Annotated in this window: 14 protein-coding genes; 2 read left to right on the top strand and 12 right to left on the bottom strand. The window is 46.2% G+C overall.

Annotation, left to right across the window (positions count from 1 at the left end; all coding sequences use genetic code 11):
* Nucleotides 1-85: 85 nt before the first annotated feature.
* The 8 genes from ABN702_RS21480 to ABN702_RS21445 all read right to left on the bottom strand — a co-directional run bounded on the left by ABN702_RS21480 (nt 86) and on the right by ABN702_RS21445 (nt 8,517).
* Entirely contained in the window at nt 86-691 is a 606-nt protein-coding gene (locus tag ABN702_RS21480) for a thymidine kinase (protein WP_417898622.1), read from the bottom strand.
* Between the two features lie 141 nt (nt 692-832).
* A complete protein-coding gene (locus ABN702_RS21475) occupies nt 833-1,078 on the bottom strand; it encodes a type B 50S ribosomal protein L31 (RefSeq protein ID WP_204413054.1) in 246 nt (81 codons plus the stop codon).
* 466 nt (nt 1,079-1,544) lie between these two features.
* Nucleotides 1,545-2,816: a transcription termination factor Rho gene (rho, locus tag ABN702_RS21470; RefSeq protein ID WP_386642121.1), complete on the bottom strand. Its 1,272-nt coding sequence runs from the start codon at nt 2,814-2,816 to the stop codon at nt 1,545-1,547.
* Between the two features lie 491 nt (nt 2,817-3,307).
* Complete coding sequence (glpX, locus tag ABN702_RS21465) at nt 3,308-4,276, bottom strand: class II fructose-bisphosphatase (RefSeq protein ID WP_417898621.1); 969 nt, start codon at nt 4,274-4,276, stop codon at nt 3,308-3,310.
* 388 nt (nt 4,277-4,664) lie between these two features.
* On the bottom strand, nt 4,665-5,957 hold the full coding sequence (locus tag ABN702_RS21460; protein WP_417898620.1) for a UDP-N-acetylglucosamine 1-carboxyvinyltransferase: 1,293 nt from the start codon (nt 5,955-5,957) through the stop codon (nt 4,665-4,667).
* Nucleotides 5,958-6,143: 186 nt separating this feature from the next.
* Entirely contained in the window at nt 6,144-6,788 is a 645-nt protein-coding gene (fsa, locus tag ABN702_RS21455; protein WP_417898619.1) for a fructose-6-phosphate aldolase, read from the bottom strand.
* 157 nt (nt 6,789-6,945) lie between these two features.
* A complete protein-coding gene (locus ABN702_RS21450; RefSeq protein WP_417898618.1) occupies nt 6,946-7,803 on the bottom strand; it encodes a class II fructose-bisphosphate aldolase in 858 nt (285 codons plus the stop codon).
* 336 nt (nt 7,804-8,139) lie between these two features.
* Nucleotides 8,140-8,517, bottom strand: a complete 378-nt coding sequence (locus ABN702_RS21445; protein WP_204413068.1) for a response regulator — start codon at nt 8,515-8,517, stop codon at nt 8,140-8,142.
* Nucleotides 8,518-8,913: 396 nt separating this feature from the next.
* On the opposite strand from ABN702_RS21445, the gene ABN702_RS21440 reads away from it, so the two are divergent.
* Both ABN702_RS21440 and ABN702_RS21435 read left to right on the top strand, forming a co-directional pair.
* The gene (locus ABN702_RS21440; RefSeq protein ID WP_417898617.1) at nt 8,914-9,453 is read left to right on the top strand and encodes a DUF2529 domain-containing protein; all 540 of its coding nucleotides are present in this window, start codon (nt 8,914-8,916) and stop codon (nt 9,451-9,453) included.
* A 62-nt stretch (nt 9,454-9,515) separates the two neighbouring features.
* Nucleotides 9,516-10,037 (top strand): GNAT family N-acetyltransferase, encoded by a 522-nt coding sequence (locus tag ABN702_RS21435; RefSeq protein WP_417898616.1) that lies wholly within the window; start codon nt 9,516-9,518, stop codon nt 10,035-10,037.
* Between the two features lie 55 nt (nt 10,038-10,092).
* Here the strand turns inward: ABN702_RS21435 and ABN702_RS21430 are convergent, their stop codons facing one another.
* From ABN702_RS21430 to ABN702_RS21415, 4 genes are all read right to left on the bottom strand, one after another.
* Complete coding sequence (locus tag ABN702_RS21430) at nt 10,093-11,709, bottom strand: CTP synthase (protein WP_417898615.1); 1,617 nt, start codon at nt 11,707-11,709, stop codon at nt 10,093-10,095.
* A gap of 658 nt (nt 11,710-12,367) precedes the next feature.
* Nucleotides 12,368-12,946: a DNA-directed RNA polymerase subunit delta gene (gene rpoE / locus ABN702_RS21425; RefSeq protein ID WP_417898614.1), complete on the bottom strand. Its 579-nt coding sequence runs from the start codon at nt 12,944-12,946 to the stop codon at nt 12,368-12,370.
* 395 nt (nt 12,947-13,341) lie between these two features.
* Complete coding sequence (gene icmF, locus ABN702_RS21420; RefSeq protein WP_417898613.1) at nt 13,342-16,587, bottom strand: fused isobutyryl-CoA mutase/GTPase IcmF; 3,246 nt, start codon at nt 16,585-16,587, stop codon at nt 13,342-13,344.
* Entirely contained in the window at nt 16,565-17,221 is a 657-nt protein-coding gene (locus ABN702_RS21415) for a TetR/AcrR family transcriptional regulator (RefSeq protein ID WP_417898612.1), read from the bottom strand. The genes icmF and ABN702_RS21415 overlap by 23 nt, the downstream gene beginning before the upstream one ends.
* Between the last annotated feature and the right edge of the window lie 6 nt (nt 17,222-17,227).

Genomic DNA, 17,227 nt, shown 5'->3' with positions numbered 1-17,227 from the left:
CCTGCCTTTAGCGTATCCTCTTCTTCAAAATTTCTTCGGACAAATTATAGGAAAAGTTGTTATTTTTAGCTAGTTCGCAAAAGCTTTATTTTTTCACTTCTTGCAACACGGACACATTTAGAGGAACTTCATGATGATGACGACAGCGAGGTTCGTAAGATTCAGAAGCGCCGACTAAAATAATTGGGTCATCGTAGCATGCTGGCTTTCCATTGATCAGACGTTGTGTACGGCTTGCAGGTGATCCACATACGGCACATACCGCTTGCAGCTTTGTCACAGTTTCAGCGATCGCCAACAGCTCCGGCATTTTCCCGAATGGCTCTCCACGGAAGTCCTGGTCAAGTCCTGCAGCAATTACACAGTAGCCTCTGTTTGCTAATTCCTGAATCACTTCCACAATATGCTCATCAAAAAACTGCACTTCATCAATGCCCACCACTTCTGTCTGCTCCTCCACTTGATAGAGGATATCTTTTGAAGATGGAACTGGCATCGCAATGATGGATGTCCCATTATGAGAAACAACTGCCTCATCGGCATAACGGTTGTCAATTGCTGGTTTGAATACTTGAATGTTTTGTTTGGCAAATTGGGAGCGTCGCATGCGGCGAATCAGTTCTTCTGATTTACCAGAAAACATGCTGCCACAAATCACTTCTACCCAACCCGAATGTTTCATTACGTACATGCACGGCCTCCCCCTTCTGTTTATAAGCGTATAAAAAGTGCTTAGTCCAAGCAAGAGAGACATAAGCACATTTTTATCAAATATGTAAGGTAAGTAAAAAAAAACAGGCAAGATATAGGATAACCTGCCTGTTTTACTTTATTACTTAAGGCCGTATTTTTTGTTGAAACGCTCAACACGTCCATCAGCAGCAGCATGCTTCTGACGTCCAGTGTAGAATGGGTGAGAATCTGAAGAGATCTCAACTTTGATTAGAGGGTAAGTAGTACCGTCTTCCCATTCGATAGTTTCGTTTGTTTTCATCGTAGAACCAGTGATGAATTTGAAACTAGTGTTGATGTCCATGAATACAACTTTACGGTAATTAGGATGAATTCCAGCTTTCATTCTTGTCATCTCCTTTTTGCCCTGAGTCTTTCGAAACAGAGTTAGGTTTCAAATGATACCAAACAAAGTTCGACATCATTTATCTTAAAAACACACTGATGAAATTATATCAAGTAATGTTTGGTTTTGCAACCTTACTTTTGGACTTATATTTACCAAATCGGCACGCAATATTTTCCATGTAAAAGAAACGTGAATGTCTACTTGTTACGCTTTTGAAAATGAGTGTTAACATTAAACTCCCCTGTTGGTTTCCGCTCCAGGGGTTCGCTTATCCTTGGCGGCCTCGGGAGCCTCCTCGGCGCTTTGCGCCTGTGGGGTCTCCCTTGACATGCTTCTCCCGCAGGACAAGGAACGCTTCGACAGCGATACATCGCACGCAGAAAATGCTTGCATTTTCAAGGAGTCTCACCCCTTGCGCTACAACCAACAGGGGGCAAAGTAACACTTTTTCAAATACCCATACTTATCGCTTCGCCGTTCCTGCCTTTTGGTCTTCTTCGAGCATATCGAAGAATTCCTGGTTGGACTTGGATTGGCGCAGGCGTCTTAGGAGCTTTTCTGCGAAGTCCGGTGTATCGGACATCGTTTTGCGGATGGCCCATAGCTTGTCCAGATGGTCTTTCGGGATAAGAAGTTCTTCTTTACGGGTTCCGGAGCGACGGATATCGATCGCAGGGAAGATGCGGCGCTCCGCCAGGTTGCGATCAAGATGCAATTCCATGTTTCCGGTTCCTTTGAATTCTTCATAAATTACGTCATCCATACGGGATCCTGTTTCCACAAGCGCTGTCGCAAGGATGGTTAAGCTGCCGCCCTCTTCGATATTACGCGCTGCACCGAAGAAGCGCTTCGGACGGTGGAATGCTGCCGGATCGATACCACCGGAAAGTGTACGTCCGCTTGGCGGAATGACCAGGTTATATGCACGTGCAAGACGCGTGATGCTGTCCATCAGGATGATGACATCACGTTTATGCTCGACAAGGCGCAATGCGCGCTCAAGTACTAGCTCTGCCACCTTGATGTGATTTTCCGGAACCTCATCGAACGTGGAGCTTACTACATCTCCTGCTACAGAGCGTTCGATGTCCGTCACTTCCTCAGGACGCTCGTCGATAAGAAGGACAATCAATTCCGCTTCAGGATGGTTGGTTGTAATGCTATTGGCGATCTCTTTGATCAGCATTGTTTTACCCGCTTTTGGAGGGGCAACAATCAGACCACGCTGACCGAATCCGACTGGTGCGATCAGATCCATGATGCGTGTAGAAAGACCTTTAGGCTTTGTCTCCAGGACAATTTGTCTATCCGGATATAAAGGCGTCAATGCAGGGAAATGGACGCGCTCTTTTGCCGATTCCGGATCGTCACCATTCACCGCTTCTACATGCAATAGCCCATAATAGCGCTCGTTTTCCTTTGGAGGACGTACCTTACCGGATACCTTGTCCCCGTTTCTCAAGTCAAAACGACGAATCTGGGAAGCCGAAATATAAATATCCTCCGAGCTTGGGGAGTAGTTGATTGGGCGCAGGAATCCAAAGCCCTCCGATTGGATTACTTCAAGTACACCTTCCATGAAGAGAAGGCCGTCTTTTTCTGCCTGTGCTTTTAAAATGGCAAAAATAAGTTCTTTTTTCGTCAGTTTGCTGTAGTAGGAAACTTTATGCTGACGGGCAAATTCATATAATTCTTTAAGCTTTAAATTTTCTAAATGAGAAATAGTTAAATCCATAAAAAGAAAACACCACTCTATTCTTTTATTTAGTATCAATGGGAAAAAGTTTGTTCATTTGTCTTCCAAAACTGATTCAAGCTGAAATAAGTTCGAAGGATGGGAAATCCGGCAGTCGGATCTAATGTAAGTTCCTGCACCATGATAAATCGGATGAATTGGGTAAAGGGTGAGGACTTACTCCCGTTTTACATGTGGGATAAACTCTCCTTTTGAAGAAATTGTAGAAGAATCGCTAGGAAGAAAAGGATAGATTTTAACATAAAACGCGTAGCATATAATATTTTACCCACATTTTATACTTTTAAGCAACAACTTTCTATAGACAGGCTTAGTGCAATTCTATTATTTTCTGGGGAATATTCCACAATCCCCTCGATTTGTGTCGAATAAAAGCTCTACGCCCTATAGATTTCGTAACGAGGTGGATTTTTTTGACCTATAAATAGAGGAAAACCGTAAACGGCAAACGCGTTTACGGTCTAAGATGTTTATGGCTTGAATACAAGGTTCGGTTTTTTCTTGATATTATGCTGTCCATCGATGAATCGCACCGTTCCGGACTTTGCTCTCATAACCACGGAATGAGTCGTTGCGTTGGTGCCTTTGAACTGGACCCCTCGCAGAAGCTCACCATCTGTCACTCCAGTTGCTGCAAAAATGGCGTCATCCCCGCGAACAAGGTCTTCCATTCTTAATACTGCATCTATGTTTTCAATTCCCATATTCTTGCAACGAAGCATTTCTTCTTCATTTTGTGGCAATAGCTTCCCTTGAATCTCTCCGCCAAGGCATTTAAGGGCAACTGCAGCGATTACGCCTTCCGGTGCTCCGCCTGAACCGAATAGGATGTCTACACCTGTGTGGTCAAATGCCGTGTTGATCGCTGCTGCAACATCACCATCATCAATCAGTTTGATACGTGCTCCTGCTTCTCTCAGCTCGGAGATGATCTTTTCGTGACGAGGTCTGTTTAAAATAACTGCAACCACGTCTTCAATCTCTTTATTTTTCGCTTCCGCTACCGCCTTCAGATTGTCCAGCACAGAAGCGTTGATGTCAATTTTACCGACCGCCGCAGGACCTACTGCAATTTTATCCATATACATATCAGGCGCATGCAGAAGGTTTCCATGGTCCGCCACCGCTAAAACAGCAAGCGCGTTCCAGCCTCCGGAAGCAACGATGCTCGTTCCCTCTAACGGGTCGACCGCAACGTCCACTCGCGGGCCATATCCTGTTCCTAGCTTCTCGCCGATATAAAGCATCGGTGCTTCATCCATTTCACCTTCACCGATCACAACCGTACCTTTCATCGGAATGGTGTCAAATACATCGCGCATCGCAGAGGTTGCCGCTCCATCAGCACTGTCCTTATCGCCTCTACCCATCCAACGTGCTGATGATAGAGCTGCTGCTTCTGTTACTCGAATTAATTCCATGGATAAACTTCTTTCCATTTTTCCCACTCCTTCTGTTCACTATGAATCTAGCAATTTATTGTCAAGCCATCATTCGCATGTGCAAAAGATGGCATTGTGATATACTTTTCGTTAATAGTATATCACATTTGACGAAAAGAGAAAGTGGTTTCATGAAAAAAGCAGAACTCCCGGGTTAGGTGGGGGTTCTGCTTTTGGTTTTTATTAGACGGTTCTAAAACCGCTGGTGATTTCCGCATTAGGCTGCGCTTTCCGCGGGGCGGTGCTGGAGCCTCCTCGGGCTTTGCCCTGTGGGGTCTCCAGTCTACCGCTACCTCCCGCAGGAGTCTTCGCCTATTGCTCCAATCACCAGCTAGTTTTACCTGTGATATTTTCTATTGTCTACTTGTGAGAATACAAAAACATCTTAAGAATTCTGCATCTGCTCGATTTCTTCTTCGGTCATGGATTCACGCCAGATAGTTGCTCCAAGTCCCTCGAGCTTTTCTTCGAGATGGCTGTAGCCACGGTCGATATGCTCTAGGCCTGTCACTTCGGTTAGTCCATCTGCCAGTAAGCCAGCTATGACAAGCGCAGCACCTGCACGCAGGTCACTTGCTTTTACCTTTGCCCCTTGCAGCTGTACAGGTCCGTTGATGATGGCTGAGCGACCTTCGACTTTGATCTGGGCATTCATGCGTCGAAGTTCATCAACGTGCTTGAATCGCGCAGAATAGATGGTGTCGGTAACGATGCTTGTCCCTTCCGCTTTTGTCAAAAGGGTCGTCATCGGCTGTTGCAGGTCTGTCGGGAATCCAGGGTGAACGAGCGTTTTCACGTCGACCGACTTTAGTTTTTCGCCCGGGACGATAAGCAGCTGATCCTGGTTGTCATTGACGTCAATGCGTACGCCCATTTCACGCAGCTTGGCAATCAATGGCTCTAAGTGAGTCGGGATAACGTTGTCGATAATCATTTCTCCACCTGTTGCAGCGGCCATAATCATATATGTACCTGCTTCGATACGGTCCGGGATGATGGTGTGCTTGCATCCATGAAGGCTTTCGACTCCATCGATACGGATCACATCTGTTCCTGCTCCCTTGATTTTCGCACCCATGCTGCTCAGCAGGGTTGCAACATCAATGATTTCCGGCTCTTTTGCTGCATTTTCGATGATCGTTCTGCCTTTTGCTTTTACTGCAGCAAGCATGATGTTGATGGTTGCACCAACACTCACGACATCAAGATAGATGCGTGCACCGCGAAGCTCATCGGCACGCAAATAGATTGCACCCTGTTCATTCGTTACTTCTGCCCCTAATGCCTCAAAACCTTTGATATGCTGATCAATTGGTCTTGGGCCAAGATGGCATCCACCTGGTAAACCTACCACCGCTTTTTTGAATCTGCCGAGCATCGCTCCCATCAAGTAATAGGAAGCACGAAGCTTTTTCACTTTTCCGCTAGGCAGAGGCATGGCGATCATCTTGGATGGGTCGACTGTTAAGTCCTCCCCGTCCATGGATGCTGTTCCACCAATCTCTTCAAGCAGGCTGCTTAAAATTTCTACATCTGATATTTTCGGTAATCCCTCAATTGTTACGGGTGAATCTGCTAGGATTGTTGCAGGAATAAGTGCAACTGCGCTGTTTTTCGCACCACTTACACGCACTGTTCCATTTAACTTATTGCCACCAAGAATTTTTAACTTTTCCATATAGGTCTCCCTTCAAGGCGAGGTTGGTTTCCAAGAGTGTTATTTTCATTATACACAATTATTACCAATCTTAAAATTTTCATTATACATTAGTTTACACGATATTTTTGAATACTTATATGGAAAAGCTTAATTCTTTATCGAAACGTAATATTTCGTACTTTATTCCTAATTTTTACACAAGGATTATTGTTGGCGGTTGTTCCAATCTGCCAGGAACTTCTCGATTCCCTGGTCTGTCAGAGGGTGACCGAACAGTTGCATGATGACCTTGTAAGGAACTGTTGCAATATGAGCACCTTTTAATGCTGCATCCGTGATATGCATTGGATGGCGGATTGATGCTGCGATGATTTCTGTCGGGATGTCATGTATCGCAAAAATGTCAGCGATGGTGGAAACCAGGTCCATGCCGTTCTGTCCGATGTCATCAAGTCTACCCAGGAATGGGGATACATAAGTTGCTCCTGCCCTAGCTGCCAATAGTGCTTGGTTTGCGTTGAAGATCAGGGTTACGTTCGTGTTGATGTTCAGCTCGGAAAACACTTTTACCGCCTTCAAGCCGTCTGGAGTCATTGGAACTTTTACCGTGATATTCGGAGCAATCGCAGCAAGCGCCTTGCCTTCTTCAATCATTCCTTTCGCATCAAGCGCGATAACCTCTGCAGAAACTGATCCTGTTACAAAAGAAGTGATTTCGCGAAGACGGTCTTCGAATGTGATGTTCTCTTTTGCAACCAGACTTGGGTTCGTTGTTACTCCTGAAAGGATTCCAAGTTCATGTGCCTCTTTAATTTCTTCCAGGTTGGCTGTATCGATGAAAAATTTCATGTTATTCTCTCCTTTTAATCTGTTTTAGCATTGCCTTTTTATAGTGTGCACGCTTTCATATAAGAAATAAACAAAACCGCCTGAGGTGGCGGTTTTGCACTATTGTTGCCTTGTTGTTGGTTGAATGGTTGTTGTTGTTGAAATGTGTTATGTTGTCTTATGCTTTGTTGGAAGAACCGAATTCGCGCATTTTGCCTTGAACTGTAGCCTTGATTGCGTCACGAGCTGGTCCAAGATATTTACGTGGATCATACTCTTCCGTTTTCACCGCTAAAGTCTCACGCACTGCTTTTGCAGACGCAATTTGGTTTTCCGTGTTTACATTGATTTTCGCAGTTCCAAAAGAAATCGCCTTTTGGATGTCATGTGTAGGGATTCCAGTACCACCGTGTAATACTAGAGGAACACCAGCACGGTTGTTGATTTCTTCCATCTCTTTGAAGCCTAGGTTCGGTTCGCCTTTGTAAGGGCCGTGTACGGAACCTAATGCAGGAGCCAAGCAATCAATACCAGTGCGTTTTACAAGCTCTTCACACTCGTTAGGGTCTGCATAGATTACGCCGTCAGCAATAACGTCGTCTTCTTGTCCACCGACTACACCAAGCTCTGCTTCAACAGATACTCCGTGGAAGTGTGCCAATTCTACTACTTTGGAAGTTGTTTCGATGTTTTCCTCAAATGGATGATGAGAAGCATCGATCATAACTGATGTAAATCCAGCGTGGATCGCTTTTGCACAAGATTCAAAGCTTGAACCGTGGTCTAAGTGAATCGCAACCGGAACTGTCACTTTATACTCTTCCATTAGCGCTTTAACCATTGTAACAACTGTTTTGAAGCCACCCATATAACGAGCTGCACCTTCAGAAACACCAAGAATCACTGGTGATTTTTCTTCCTGTGCCGCCTGTAGAATTGCTTGTGTGAATTCGAGGTTGTTCAAGTTGAACTGACCTACTGCATAGCCTTCTGCATTTGCTTTTTTCAGCATTTCTGTCATGGAAACTAAAGGCATGGTAAAATCCTCCTTCGTATTATACTCACTCCGAAAAGTTTTTCCCGTTCTTACAAGATGGCAAACCCACATTCCGAGCCAGGAAAACACATGGAATTCCGCTCGCATTACGGATACCCCTTCTTATATGTAACAGTTTCACCAATATCAAATCTAGCTTGACCAAATGAAAAACTAGTTATGTATGAGAGTGAAACAAACTGTAAAACTTGTCGGAAGATATTATCCAGTACCTAGCATACCAACTCTGAAAGAAAACTACAACTACTGAACATTCCCCTTTTTCGTTGTAAGCGGTAACACTATCAATGTTTTAATTTTCAGTCACAAACCCGATTATTTTTCGGTAGACTGCGGCATATTTTTTCTAACGGCATCCCGTATTTCGTCAATATCGAAAGGCTTCGCAAAGTGCGTGATGGCACCCAGATCCTTGGACTCCTGGATCATGTCCAGTTCTCCATACGCTGTCATAATGATCACTTGGATATCTGCATTGATCGCCTTCAGCCTCTTCAAGATTTCAATTCCATCCATTCCAGGAATTTTCATGTCCAACAAGACCAAGTCAGGTGAATGCTTTTCTACGATATCTAACGCTTGATAACCATTTGCAGCCTGGAACGTCTGGTACCCTTCTTTCTGAAATACTTCATTTAACAAAATGCGTATCCCATACTGGTCATCCACAATCAGCAATTTTTGACCCATCATTCCACCTCATTCCTAGAAAATAGTAAATCCGTTTCCACCCATCCACCTATTTCTACTATAATAGACTTATTTCCTGCTTTTCCCCAACAATTATTTTTTATTACGACTACATATTAACTTATAACGAATTCTATTTTAACAATTAGTAGGATTTTAATAAGTTCTATAGCTGGGGATAATAAAAAATATTTTTCGGGATAATCGATCCCCACAGGAATTCCCTACTTATATCATACCTTTCATTTTATATGAGTTTTTCGTTTAGGGAATAGAATTTAGGTTGGGGGAATTTTATGGGTAAAATGTCCCGTTAAATTGTACATTTTGGGGCCAGACCCCGGCAGGAATTTCCCCACTTGTGTCATACTGCAGGTAGTAAGTATAGGAGGTTTTTTTATGTTGAAGATTTTTACGACGCAGCTTCAGGGTGTGTTCGGGAGGATTGCTGGTAATGAGGATTTTTCCTTTGAGGATGGTGCGCGGCTGCTTGCACAGGCTGCGGTCGGTGATGGGCGCATTTACATACATGGGGTGAAGGAAATGAAGGCGGTGGAGTTTGAAGCGACCGAGGGAGCGGAGCCGCTGCCTAAGTCGACGCTGCTATCCGATCTGGACAGCTATCATGAGCTTACCGATACGGACCGTGCGTTGATTGTGTCACGCTTTTCGACGGATGAAGAGGCGATAGAGACGGCGAAGGCTTTAAAGGAGCTTGGGATCGAGATTGTCGGGATATCCACTGTGATGGAGGACGATGCGAACGAAACGCTGGATTCCATCGCAGATGTACATATCGACATGAAGCTGAAAAAGCCGCTTATTCCCGGTGATGATGGAGAACGCTTCGGCTTTCCGAGCAGCATGACGGCGCTATATGTCTATTATGGTCTCTCTTTTACCATCAAAGAAATTCTGGAGGAACAGGACGAGCTATAGAGGAAAAACTTCCCCGGATATCGAATCATATTTCGTACAACATTTTGGGAGGTCGGGATTCTTTGAATAACACAATATTCTATGAGGTTAAAAAGGCAACCACCGCGGATAGTGCCGCTATCATAAAAATTTTGAAAGATCGCGCGACCTTGCTGAAGGAACAAGGATCAACGCAGTGGAACTTTCTGTTGACAGGGCTCGAGGATGAAGAAATCGTCCGTAACGTGGAAGCGGGGTTATTTTACAAGGTGGTCGATCCAACTGGAGGAAATACAGTCGCCACGTTCCTTCTTTCACGTGCTCAGGATGAATGGGATGTGAACCTGTGGGGCAAGGAGGATGGCAATGACGGGTCCATCGTCTATTTGCATAAGCTTGCCGTGTCTGTTGATAGGAAAGGAGCGCATGTCGGGGATTTTATGATGCACTGGATCAAGGATCAGTCCAAGTCCATGCAGGTGGATACGATCCGTCTGGACTGTGTCGCCTACAGTTCCTACCTTCGACCTTTTTACGAAAAGCATGGATTCATTTTAGTAAAAGAGGTTCATGACCATTATCTGTTTGAATGGCATGTGCATTAAAAAAGGAGAAGCCGTTCCCAATTGAGACGGCTTCTCCTTTTTTCTATCTATAAAATTAAGCTAACACTGTTGTGTTCTTGATTGCAGCTTCCACGAAGTCACGGAATAACGGCTGCGGACGGTTAGGTCGAGACGTAAACTCCGGATGGAATTGGGATGCAAGGAACCAAGGGTGGTCTTTGATCTCAATTACTTCAACCAGGCGGCCATCCGGGCTTGTACCGGAGAACGTAAATCCTGCTTCTTCCATCTGCTGGCGATACTGATTATTGAACTCATAGCGGTGACGGTGACGCTCGTACACAACGCCGTCGTTATATGCCGCTTGTGCAAGGGAACCGTCATTCAGTTTACATGGATACAGGCCAAGACGAAGCGTACCGCCTAGATCTTCAATATCCTTCTGTTCCGGCAATAGGTCGATGATCGGGAATGGAGTTTCCGGGTTCAACTCAGCAGAGTGCGCACCTTGCATTCCAAGAACATTGCGTGCAAATTCTACTGATGCAAGCTGCATGCCTAGGCAAATCCCGAAGAATGGCACTTTGTTGACACGAGCATAGCGGATCGCTTCGATTTTACCTTCCACACCACGATCTCCGAAACCACCAGGAACCAGGATTCCATCTGCGTTTTCAAGCAGTTCGTCAACATTTTCGGCTGTCACGTTCTCTGCATTGATCCAGTTGATTTTTACATCTGCATCGAACTGGTAGCCTGCATGGCGAAGCGCTTCTGCCACAGAGAGGTACGCATCCTGAAGCTCGACATATTTCCCGACCAACGCAATTGTTGTCTTCTTGGAAAGGTTTTTCACCTTGTCAACAAGCTTCGTCCATTCCGTCATGTCCGCCTGAGGCGCTGCTGCATCAAGCTTCAAATGTTCGCAAACGATGTTGTCCATGTTTTGCGCCTGATACGCCAATGGAACCTCATATAGCGTTTCCGCATCGATGGACTCGATAACCGCCTTCTCATCGATATCACAGAACAAAGCAATCTTGTCCTTCATGTCTTGAGAGATCGGCATTTCGGAACGCAATACGATGATGTTCGGCTGGATTCCCAAACCGCGAAGCTCTTTTACACTGTGCTGAGTCGGCTTTGTTTTCAGCTCACCTGCAACACGGATGTAAGGAACAAGCGTACAGTGGATGTACATAACGTTGTCGCGGCCGATATCACTCTTGATCTGACGGATTGCTTCCAAGTATGGCAAGGACTCGATGTCCCCTACTGTTCCGCCGATTTCCGTGATGACAACATCCGCATTCGTTTCTTTGCCGGCACGGAATACGCGCTCTTTGATTTCATTTGTGATATGTGGAATAACCTGCACCGTTCCACCCAAGTAATCGCCGCGACGCTCTTTTTTCAAGACCGTGGAATAGATTTTCCCAGTAGTCACGTTGCTGAATTTGTTCAGGTTGATATCGATGAAACGCTCATAGTGGCCTAGGTCCAAATCCGTTTCCGCGCCATCATCCGTTACGAATACTTCCCCATGCTGATAAGGACTCATTGTACCCGGGTCCACGTTAATGTATGGATCGAACTTCTGGATCGTTACACTCAATCCTCTGTTTTTCAATAATCTTCCTAAAGATGCTGCTGTGATCCCTTTACCTAGAGATGACACAACCCCACCTGTTACAAAAATATACTTTGTCATGCTGTCTCCCCCTCGATTAAATGTATTTTACTGATATTTACATAACTACCCTGATTCTAGAGAGGCATTTAATGTTTTTATCATTAGTCAAAAGTGCGAAAATCATTTACTAAAAAATGAAGCTGTTCCTAATATGGTTTAGGTACAGCATGGAATTTCCATCTTCTGTTTTTTGACCAATAAAATAAAAAAACGCTCCTCCTGCCAGTGTCTCTGGCAAAGGGAGCGTGTATCTGATATACCGAATCATTCATGTCCTTTTAAAAGGAGCCCAAAAAAGATTCTACTCAGTTTGAGGGGAAAAGTCAAGGAGGATTTTTGGTTGGCTTCGGCTGGCGAAATTTGCCGAAATAAGTAGTTCGGGCGAAAACAATGGATTTTCGGGCGCAAATCATTATTTCCGGGCGTATTTTTTATTTTTCGGGCGCAAATCTCAATTACCGGCGTATTTTTTATTTTCCGGGCGAAAGCCTCAAATTCTGATGAAAATGGAGCGAGAGCCCCCCCCCCGTGCAGCGCACCTATGCCACAAAGTGAACGAATTCTCACCTTTTATTGCAAAAAATGAGGCCCGTCCCCATCAATAACCAGCCATCAGAAGACCAAAAATAAAAACCCCCTCAAATAGCAAGGGGGTTCAGCAAGGATGAGAGATTTGTTACAACTTTTCCTCGTCATCTTCATCAAAATCTTCTTCCTCTTCTTCCTCATCGTCTTCAAGGTCGTAATCCTCGTCTTCGATAAGGTCCTCTTCGAATTCTTCGTCGTCATCGTCGTCTGCATCATCTTCATCGACGTCGTCAAAGTCTTCCTCTTCGGCTTCATCCTCTTCGTAGTCGTCAAGGTCGTCGAACTCAAGCTCTTCTTCATCCAGCTCCTCGAACTCGTCCGCATCAAGATCGTCATCGTCGGATGCTTTCTTTGCCTTCTTCTTCTTCGTTTTAACCTGAGGAGTCGTTTCCTCTTCTATTTGATCATAAGGATACCATGCACGTAGTCCCCATTGGTTTTCTCCAATACAAATAAAACGGCCGTCAACGTTTAAGTCCGTGTAGAATTGTGATAGTTTGCTGCGAAGATCTTCATCAGTGAAGCCTGTAAGCTTTTTGATCTCCGTAAGTAGTTCTCCAAATGTCACAGATTGTTTCTGGTCTTGGAATAATGCGTACGTGATTTCGATAAGCGACATTTCTTTTACTTCTTCTGCCGTTAAGTGGTTTAATGCCAATGTCTGCACATCCTTTCTGTATATGTAAAAGGTCTATAATATTAAAGATTTCTAGAAAAATCCATACCATTCATTATAAACAAATCCTTTATGTTTAATCCAGTATAAATTAATTCTTTGGGGAAATTTTTGATGAACGTGGTTAGGCAACCTGGAAAATAAGGTGTCCACATTAAACACCCTGTTGGTTTCTGCTTCAGGGGGTTCGCTTTCCGCGGGCGGCCTCGGGAGCCTCCTCGGCGCTAAAGCGCCTGTGGGGTCTCCCTTGACACGCTCCTTCCGCAGGAGTCTCACCCCTTGCGCTGAAACCAACAGGGGAGAGTGGAATGATATTGCTGGTCTTTCTAATAAAAGCCTACATAAAAGGACAGGAAACTTCTATTCCTGCCCTTCACTAATACCTACTACATATTCCTTCTAAACTGCCCGCCTACTTCATACAAAGCAGTTGTAATCTGGCCCAAGCTCGCTACTTTTACTGTCTCCATGAGTTCTTCGAAGATGTTTTCTCCGTTGATGGCTACTTGTTTGAGGCGGTTCAGGGCTTCTTCTACTTTGTCTGAGTTGCGGCCCTGGAAGGCGCGCAGGTTTTTGATTTGTGTTTCTTTTTCCTCTTCCGTGGAACGGGCCAGCTCGATGTCGTTGAGCTCGTCTTCGGATGGAGGATTTGGATTTTGGTATGTGTTCACGCCGATGATCGGCAGTTCGCCAGTGTGCTTTTTCATTTCGTAATACATGGATTCGTCCTGGATCTTGCCGCGCTGGTATTGTGTTTCCATGGCACCAAGTACGCCGCCTCTGTCGTTCAGGCGTTCGAATTCCTGCAGTACTGCTTCTTCAACTAGATCTGTCAGCTCTTCGACAATGAACGATCCTTGCAGCGGATTTTCGTTTTTCGCGAGGCCGTGCTCTTTTGTGATGATCATCTGGATGGCCATCGCGCGGCGAACGGATTCCTCTGTCGGTGTCGTGATTGCTTCATCATAGGCATTCGTATGAAGCGAATTACAGTTGTCCTGCAATGCCATCAAAGCCTGAAGCGTCGTACGGATATCATTGAAGTCGATTTCCTGTGCGTGCAGGGAACGACCGGATGTCTGGATATGGTACTTCAACTTTTGGCTGCGCTCGTTGGCTTTGTATTTATTTTTCATAACAGTAGCCCAGATGCGGCGCGCCACACGGCCGATTACGGTGTATTCTGCATCCAGTCCGTTGCTGAAGAAGAACGACAGGTTTGGTGCAAAGTCGTTGATGTTCATGCCGCGGCTCAGATAGTACTCAACATAGGTGAAGCCGTTCGCAAGCGTAAATGCCAACTGCGTGATCGGATTCGCTCCCGCTTCGGCAATATGATAGCCGGAGATCGAAACGGAATAGTAGTTTCGTACCTTTTTATCGATAAAATACTGCTGGATGTCGCCCATCACGCGAAGCGCGAACTCTGTTGAGAAGATGCAGGTGTTCTGGCCCTGGTCCTCTTTCAAGATGTCTGCCTGTACGGTTCCGCGCACCGTCTGCAACGTCACCGCACGCACCTCGGCAAACTCCTCCACTGTCAAGACGCGGCCCAGCTCTTCCTCGCGCTTTTGCACTTGCTGGTCGATGGCCGTGTTCATGAACATTGCCAGGATGACCGGTGCCGGTCCGTTGATTGTCATGGATACAGAGGTGCTTGGTGCACACAAGTCAAAGCCTGCATAAAGCTTTTTCATGTCATCAAGCGTACAGATGCTTACGCCGCTGTTTCCGACTTTTCCGTAGATGTCCGGACGAGGTGCCGGATCTTCGCCGTATAGAGTAACCGAATCGAATGCGGTACTTAAGCGTTTTGCGTCGTCATCCTTACTTAAATAATGGAAACGGCGGTTGGTACGCTCAGGTGTGCCCTCTCCTGCGAACTGTCGCTTTGGATCCTCGCCTTCACGCTTGAACGGGAATACGCCGGCAGTGTAAGGGAATTCGCCTGGTACGTTCTCCTTGTACACCCACTTCAAAATCTCCCCGTAGTCCACATATTTCGGAAGGACCACTTTTGGAATCGCAAGACCCGATAAGCTCTTGGTCGTCAATTTCGTGATGATTTCCTTATCGCGGATCACTGTGACAAATTGGTCGCCGCTGTATTTTTCTTTTTTCTCGGCCCATCCTGCCAAAATCTTGCGGGAGTCGGCGGTCAGCTTTTCATCGTACTCATTGCGAATCACCTGAAGCGCGTCGACCAGCTCCGCCTTATCCATCGCTGCTTCCATCGCACCATCGAGTTGGAATAGCTTGCGAGCAAGCTCCACCTGCTCCTGTGCTTCTTTATGGTAGTTGCGGACCGTGTCACTGATCTCGCGTAAATAGTAGCGGCGGTCGTTCGGGATGATGACGTTCTGCTTTTCCACGTCCTTGGAAGTCGGCAGATTCGTTGTATGGCTTGAGCCTGTTTTTTCATTGATCAGGCCAAGCAACGCTGCAAAAAGCGTGTTGGTGCCCAAGTCGTTGAACTGGCTCGCGATGGTTCCATATACCGGCATTTCGTCGAGCTCTTTGTCCCATAGAAGACGGCTGCGCTGGTACTGCTTTTGCACCTGGCGCTTGGCGTCCTCGGAGCCCTTGCGCTCGTATTTGTTGATGACGATCAGGTCGGCATAGTCGATCATGTCGATTTTCTCAAGCTGGGAAGGAGCACCGAACTCGCTTGTCATGACGTACATCGAGATGTCACAGATTTCCGTGATTCCTGCATCCCCTTGCCCAATTCCGCTTGTTTCGACGATGATCAGGTCAAAACCAGCCGCCTTCGTAACAGCGATCGCGTCCTGGATTGCCAAGGACAGCTCGGAACGGGAGCCGCGGGTTGCAAGGGAGCGCATGTAGACGCGCGGGTTGAAAATCGCGTTCATGCGGATGCGGTCCCCAAGCAGTGCGCCGCCTGTTTTCTGTTTGGTCGGGTCGATGGAAAGGATCGCGACCTTGTTGTCCGGTACTTCATTGATGAAGCGGCGGATCAGTTCATCGGTCAACGAGCTTTTCCCTGCTCCCCCAGTACCCGTGATTCCCAGTACCGGTACCGTTTTCTGCATTTCTTTTACCTTGCTTAAGGCAGCTTGTGCGGTTGCTGCCACTTCTTCGTTCGTTGTTACCTGAAGCTCGGCAAGCGTGATCAGCTTGGCAATTGTCTGGTGGTCATCTGCGGTCAGGCGCACGACTTCATCTCCCAAACTCTTGGCTGTCACAAAATCGCAGTCCTTCAGCATCGAATTGATCATGCCTTGAAGACCGTGCTCGCGGCCGTCCTCCGGAGAGAAGATGCGGGCGATTCCGTACTCATGCAGTTCCTTGATTTCACTCGGGATGATAACGCCACCGCCACCGCCGTAAATTTTTATATGAGAAGCACCTTTTTCTTTCAGCAAATCAAACATGTACTTGAAATACTCGACATGTCCGCCCTGATAGGATGAAATCGCAATTCCCTGGACATCCTCCTGGATTGCGGCGTTGACGATCTCCTCCACCGAACGGTTATGGCCGAGGTGGATTACCTCTGCCCCGCTCGCCTGCAGAATGCGTCTCATGATGTTGATCGATGCGTCGTGCCCATCGAATAGACTTGAAGCCGTGACAAATCGGATATGGTTAGTTGGACGATATACTTCCATGCTTCACGTTCTCCCCCTTTGTAAGTCCGTTTAATAACAGTTCAATCTGGCCAGCAATATAATCCTCGAGCTGGAAATGCCTATGGAGCACCCAGCGTCTGAAGCCCCACATCTGCCCTTGGACAAAGATGTTATGGGCCATCAGCTGGATTTCGCGTTCCGCAAGCTTCATCCCCTCTGCTGCCATGCAGTTGCGGATCACCTGCTCGAACATCGCGACCATTTCAAGCTCTTTATTCAAAACATATGGCAAGGCATCCTTGGATAGCGATTTTGCCTCCTGATACATCACCAATACTTCATCCTGCATGTCATCCATTACACGAAAATAGAAGGAGATGGCAGCCTTCAAGCTTTCAAGATTGCCCCGCTTCATATCGAGCTCCTCCTGCAGCCGCTCCCCCACCTGGTCATAGATGCGGTCGCACACAAGGTAGAGCACATCCTCCTTCGTGCGGATATATTCGTAAAGCGTACCGATGCTAAAGCCCGCTTCCTTGGCAATTTCACGGGTGGTCGTGCGGTGAAAGCCTTTTTCCTTAAAAAGGCTCACCGCACCCTTGATCATCTGGTCGCGCCGTTTTTCAATCAGCTTTTCATCTTTGACGGATGCATGTACTTGACGTTTTTTCATCCCTTT

This window comes from Bacillus haimaensis (assembly GCF_048270625.1).
Taxonomy (GTDB): Bacteria; Bacillota; Bacilli; order Bacillales; family Bacillaceae_I; genus Sutcliffiella_A; species Sutcliffiella_A haimaensis.
The sequence above is the reverse complement of the archived record's forward strand: the minus strand, read 5'-3'. Positions and strand labels throughout refer to the sequence as shown.

What these genes read in the sequence shown, in the direction of transcription:
- ABN702_RS21480 (WP_417898622.1), bottom strand. Translation starts at nt 691, where the DNA reads ATGTACGTAATGAAACATTCGGGTTGGGTAGAAGTGATTTGTGGCAGC.
- ABN702_RS21475 (WP_204413054.1), bottom strand. Translation starts at nt 1,078, where the DNA reads ATGAAAGCTGGAATTCATCCTAATTACCGTAAAGTTGTATTCATGGAC.
- rho (WP_386642121.1), bottom strand. Translation starts at nt 2,816, where the DNA reads ATGGATTTAACTATTTCTCATTTAGAAAATTTAAAGCTTAAAGAATTA.
- glpX (WP_417898621.1), bottom strand. Translation starts at nt 4,276, where the DNA reads ATGGAAAGAAGTTTATCCATGGAATTAATTCGAGTAACAGAAGCAGCA.
- ABN702_RS21460 (WP_417898620.1), bottom strand. Translation starts at nt 5,957, where the DNA reads ATGGAAAAGTTAAAAATTCTTGGTGGCAATAAGTTAAATGGAACAGTG.
- fsa (WP_417898619.1), bottom strand. Translation starts at nt 6,788, where the DNA reads ATGAAATTTTTCATCGATACAGCCAACCTGGAAGAAATTAAAGAGGCA.
- ABN702_RS21450 (WP_417898618.1), bottom strand. Translation starts at nt 7,803, where the DNA reads ATGCCTTTAGTTTCCATGACAGAAATGCTGAAAAAAGCAAATGCAGAA.
- ABN702_RS21445 (WP_204413068.1), bottom strand. Translation starts at nt 8,517, where the DNA reads ATGATGGGTCAAAAATTGCTGATTGTGGATGACCAGTATGGGATACGC.
- ABN702_RS21440 (WP_417898617.1), top strand. Translation starts at nt 8,914, where the DNA reads ATGTTGAAGATTTTTACGACGCAGCTTCAGGGTGTGTTCGGGAGGATT.
- ABN702_RS21430 (WP_417898615.1), bottom strand. Translation starts at nt 11,709, where the DNA reads ATGACAAAGTATATTTTTGTAACAGGTGGGGTTGTGTCATCTCTAGGT.
- icmF (WP_417898613.1), bottom strand. Translation starts at nt 16,587, where the DNA reads ATGGAAGTATATCGTCCAACTAACCATATCCGATTTGTCACGGCTTCA.
- ABN702_RS21415 (WP_417898612.1), bottom strand. Translation starts at nt 17,221, where the DNA reads ATGAAAAAACGTCAAGTACATGCATCCGTCAAAGATGAAAAGCTGATT.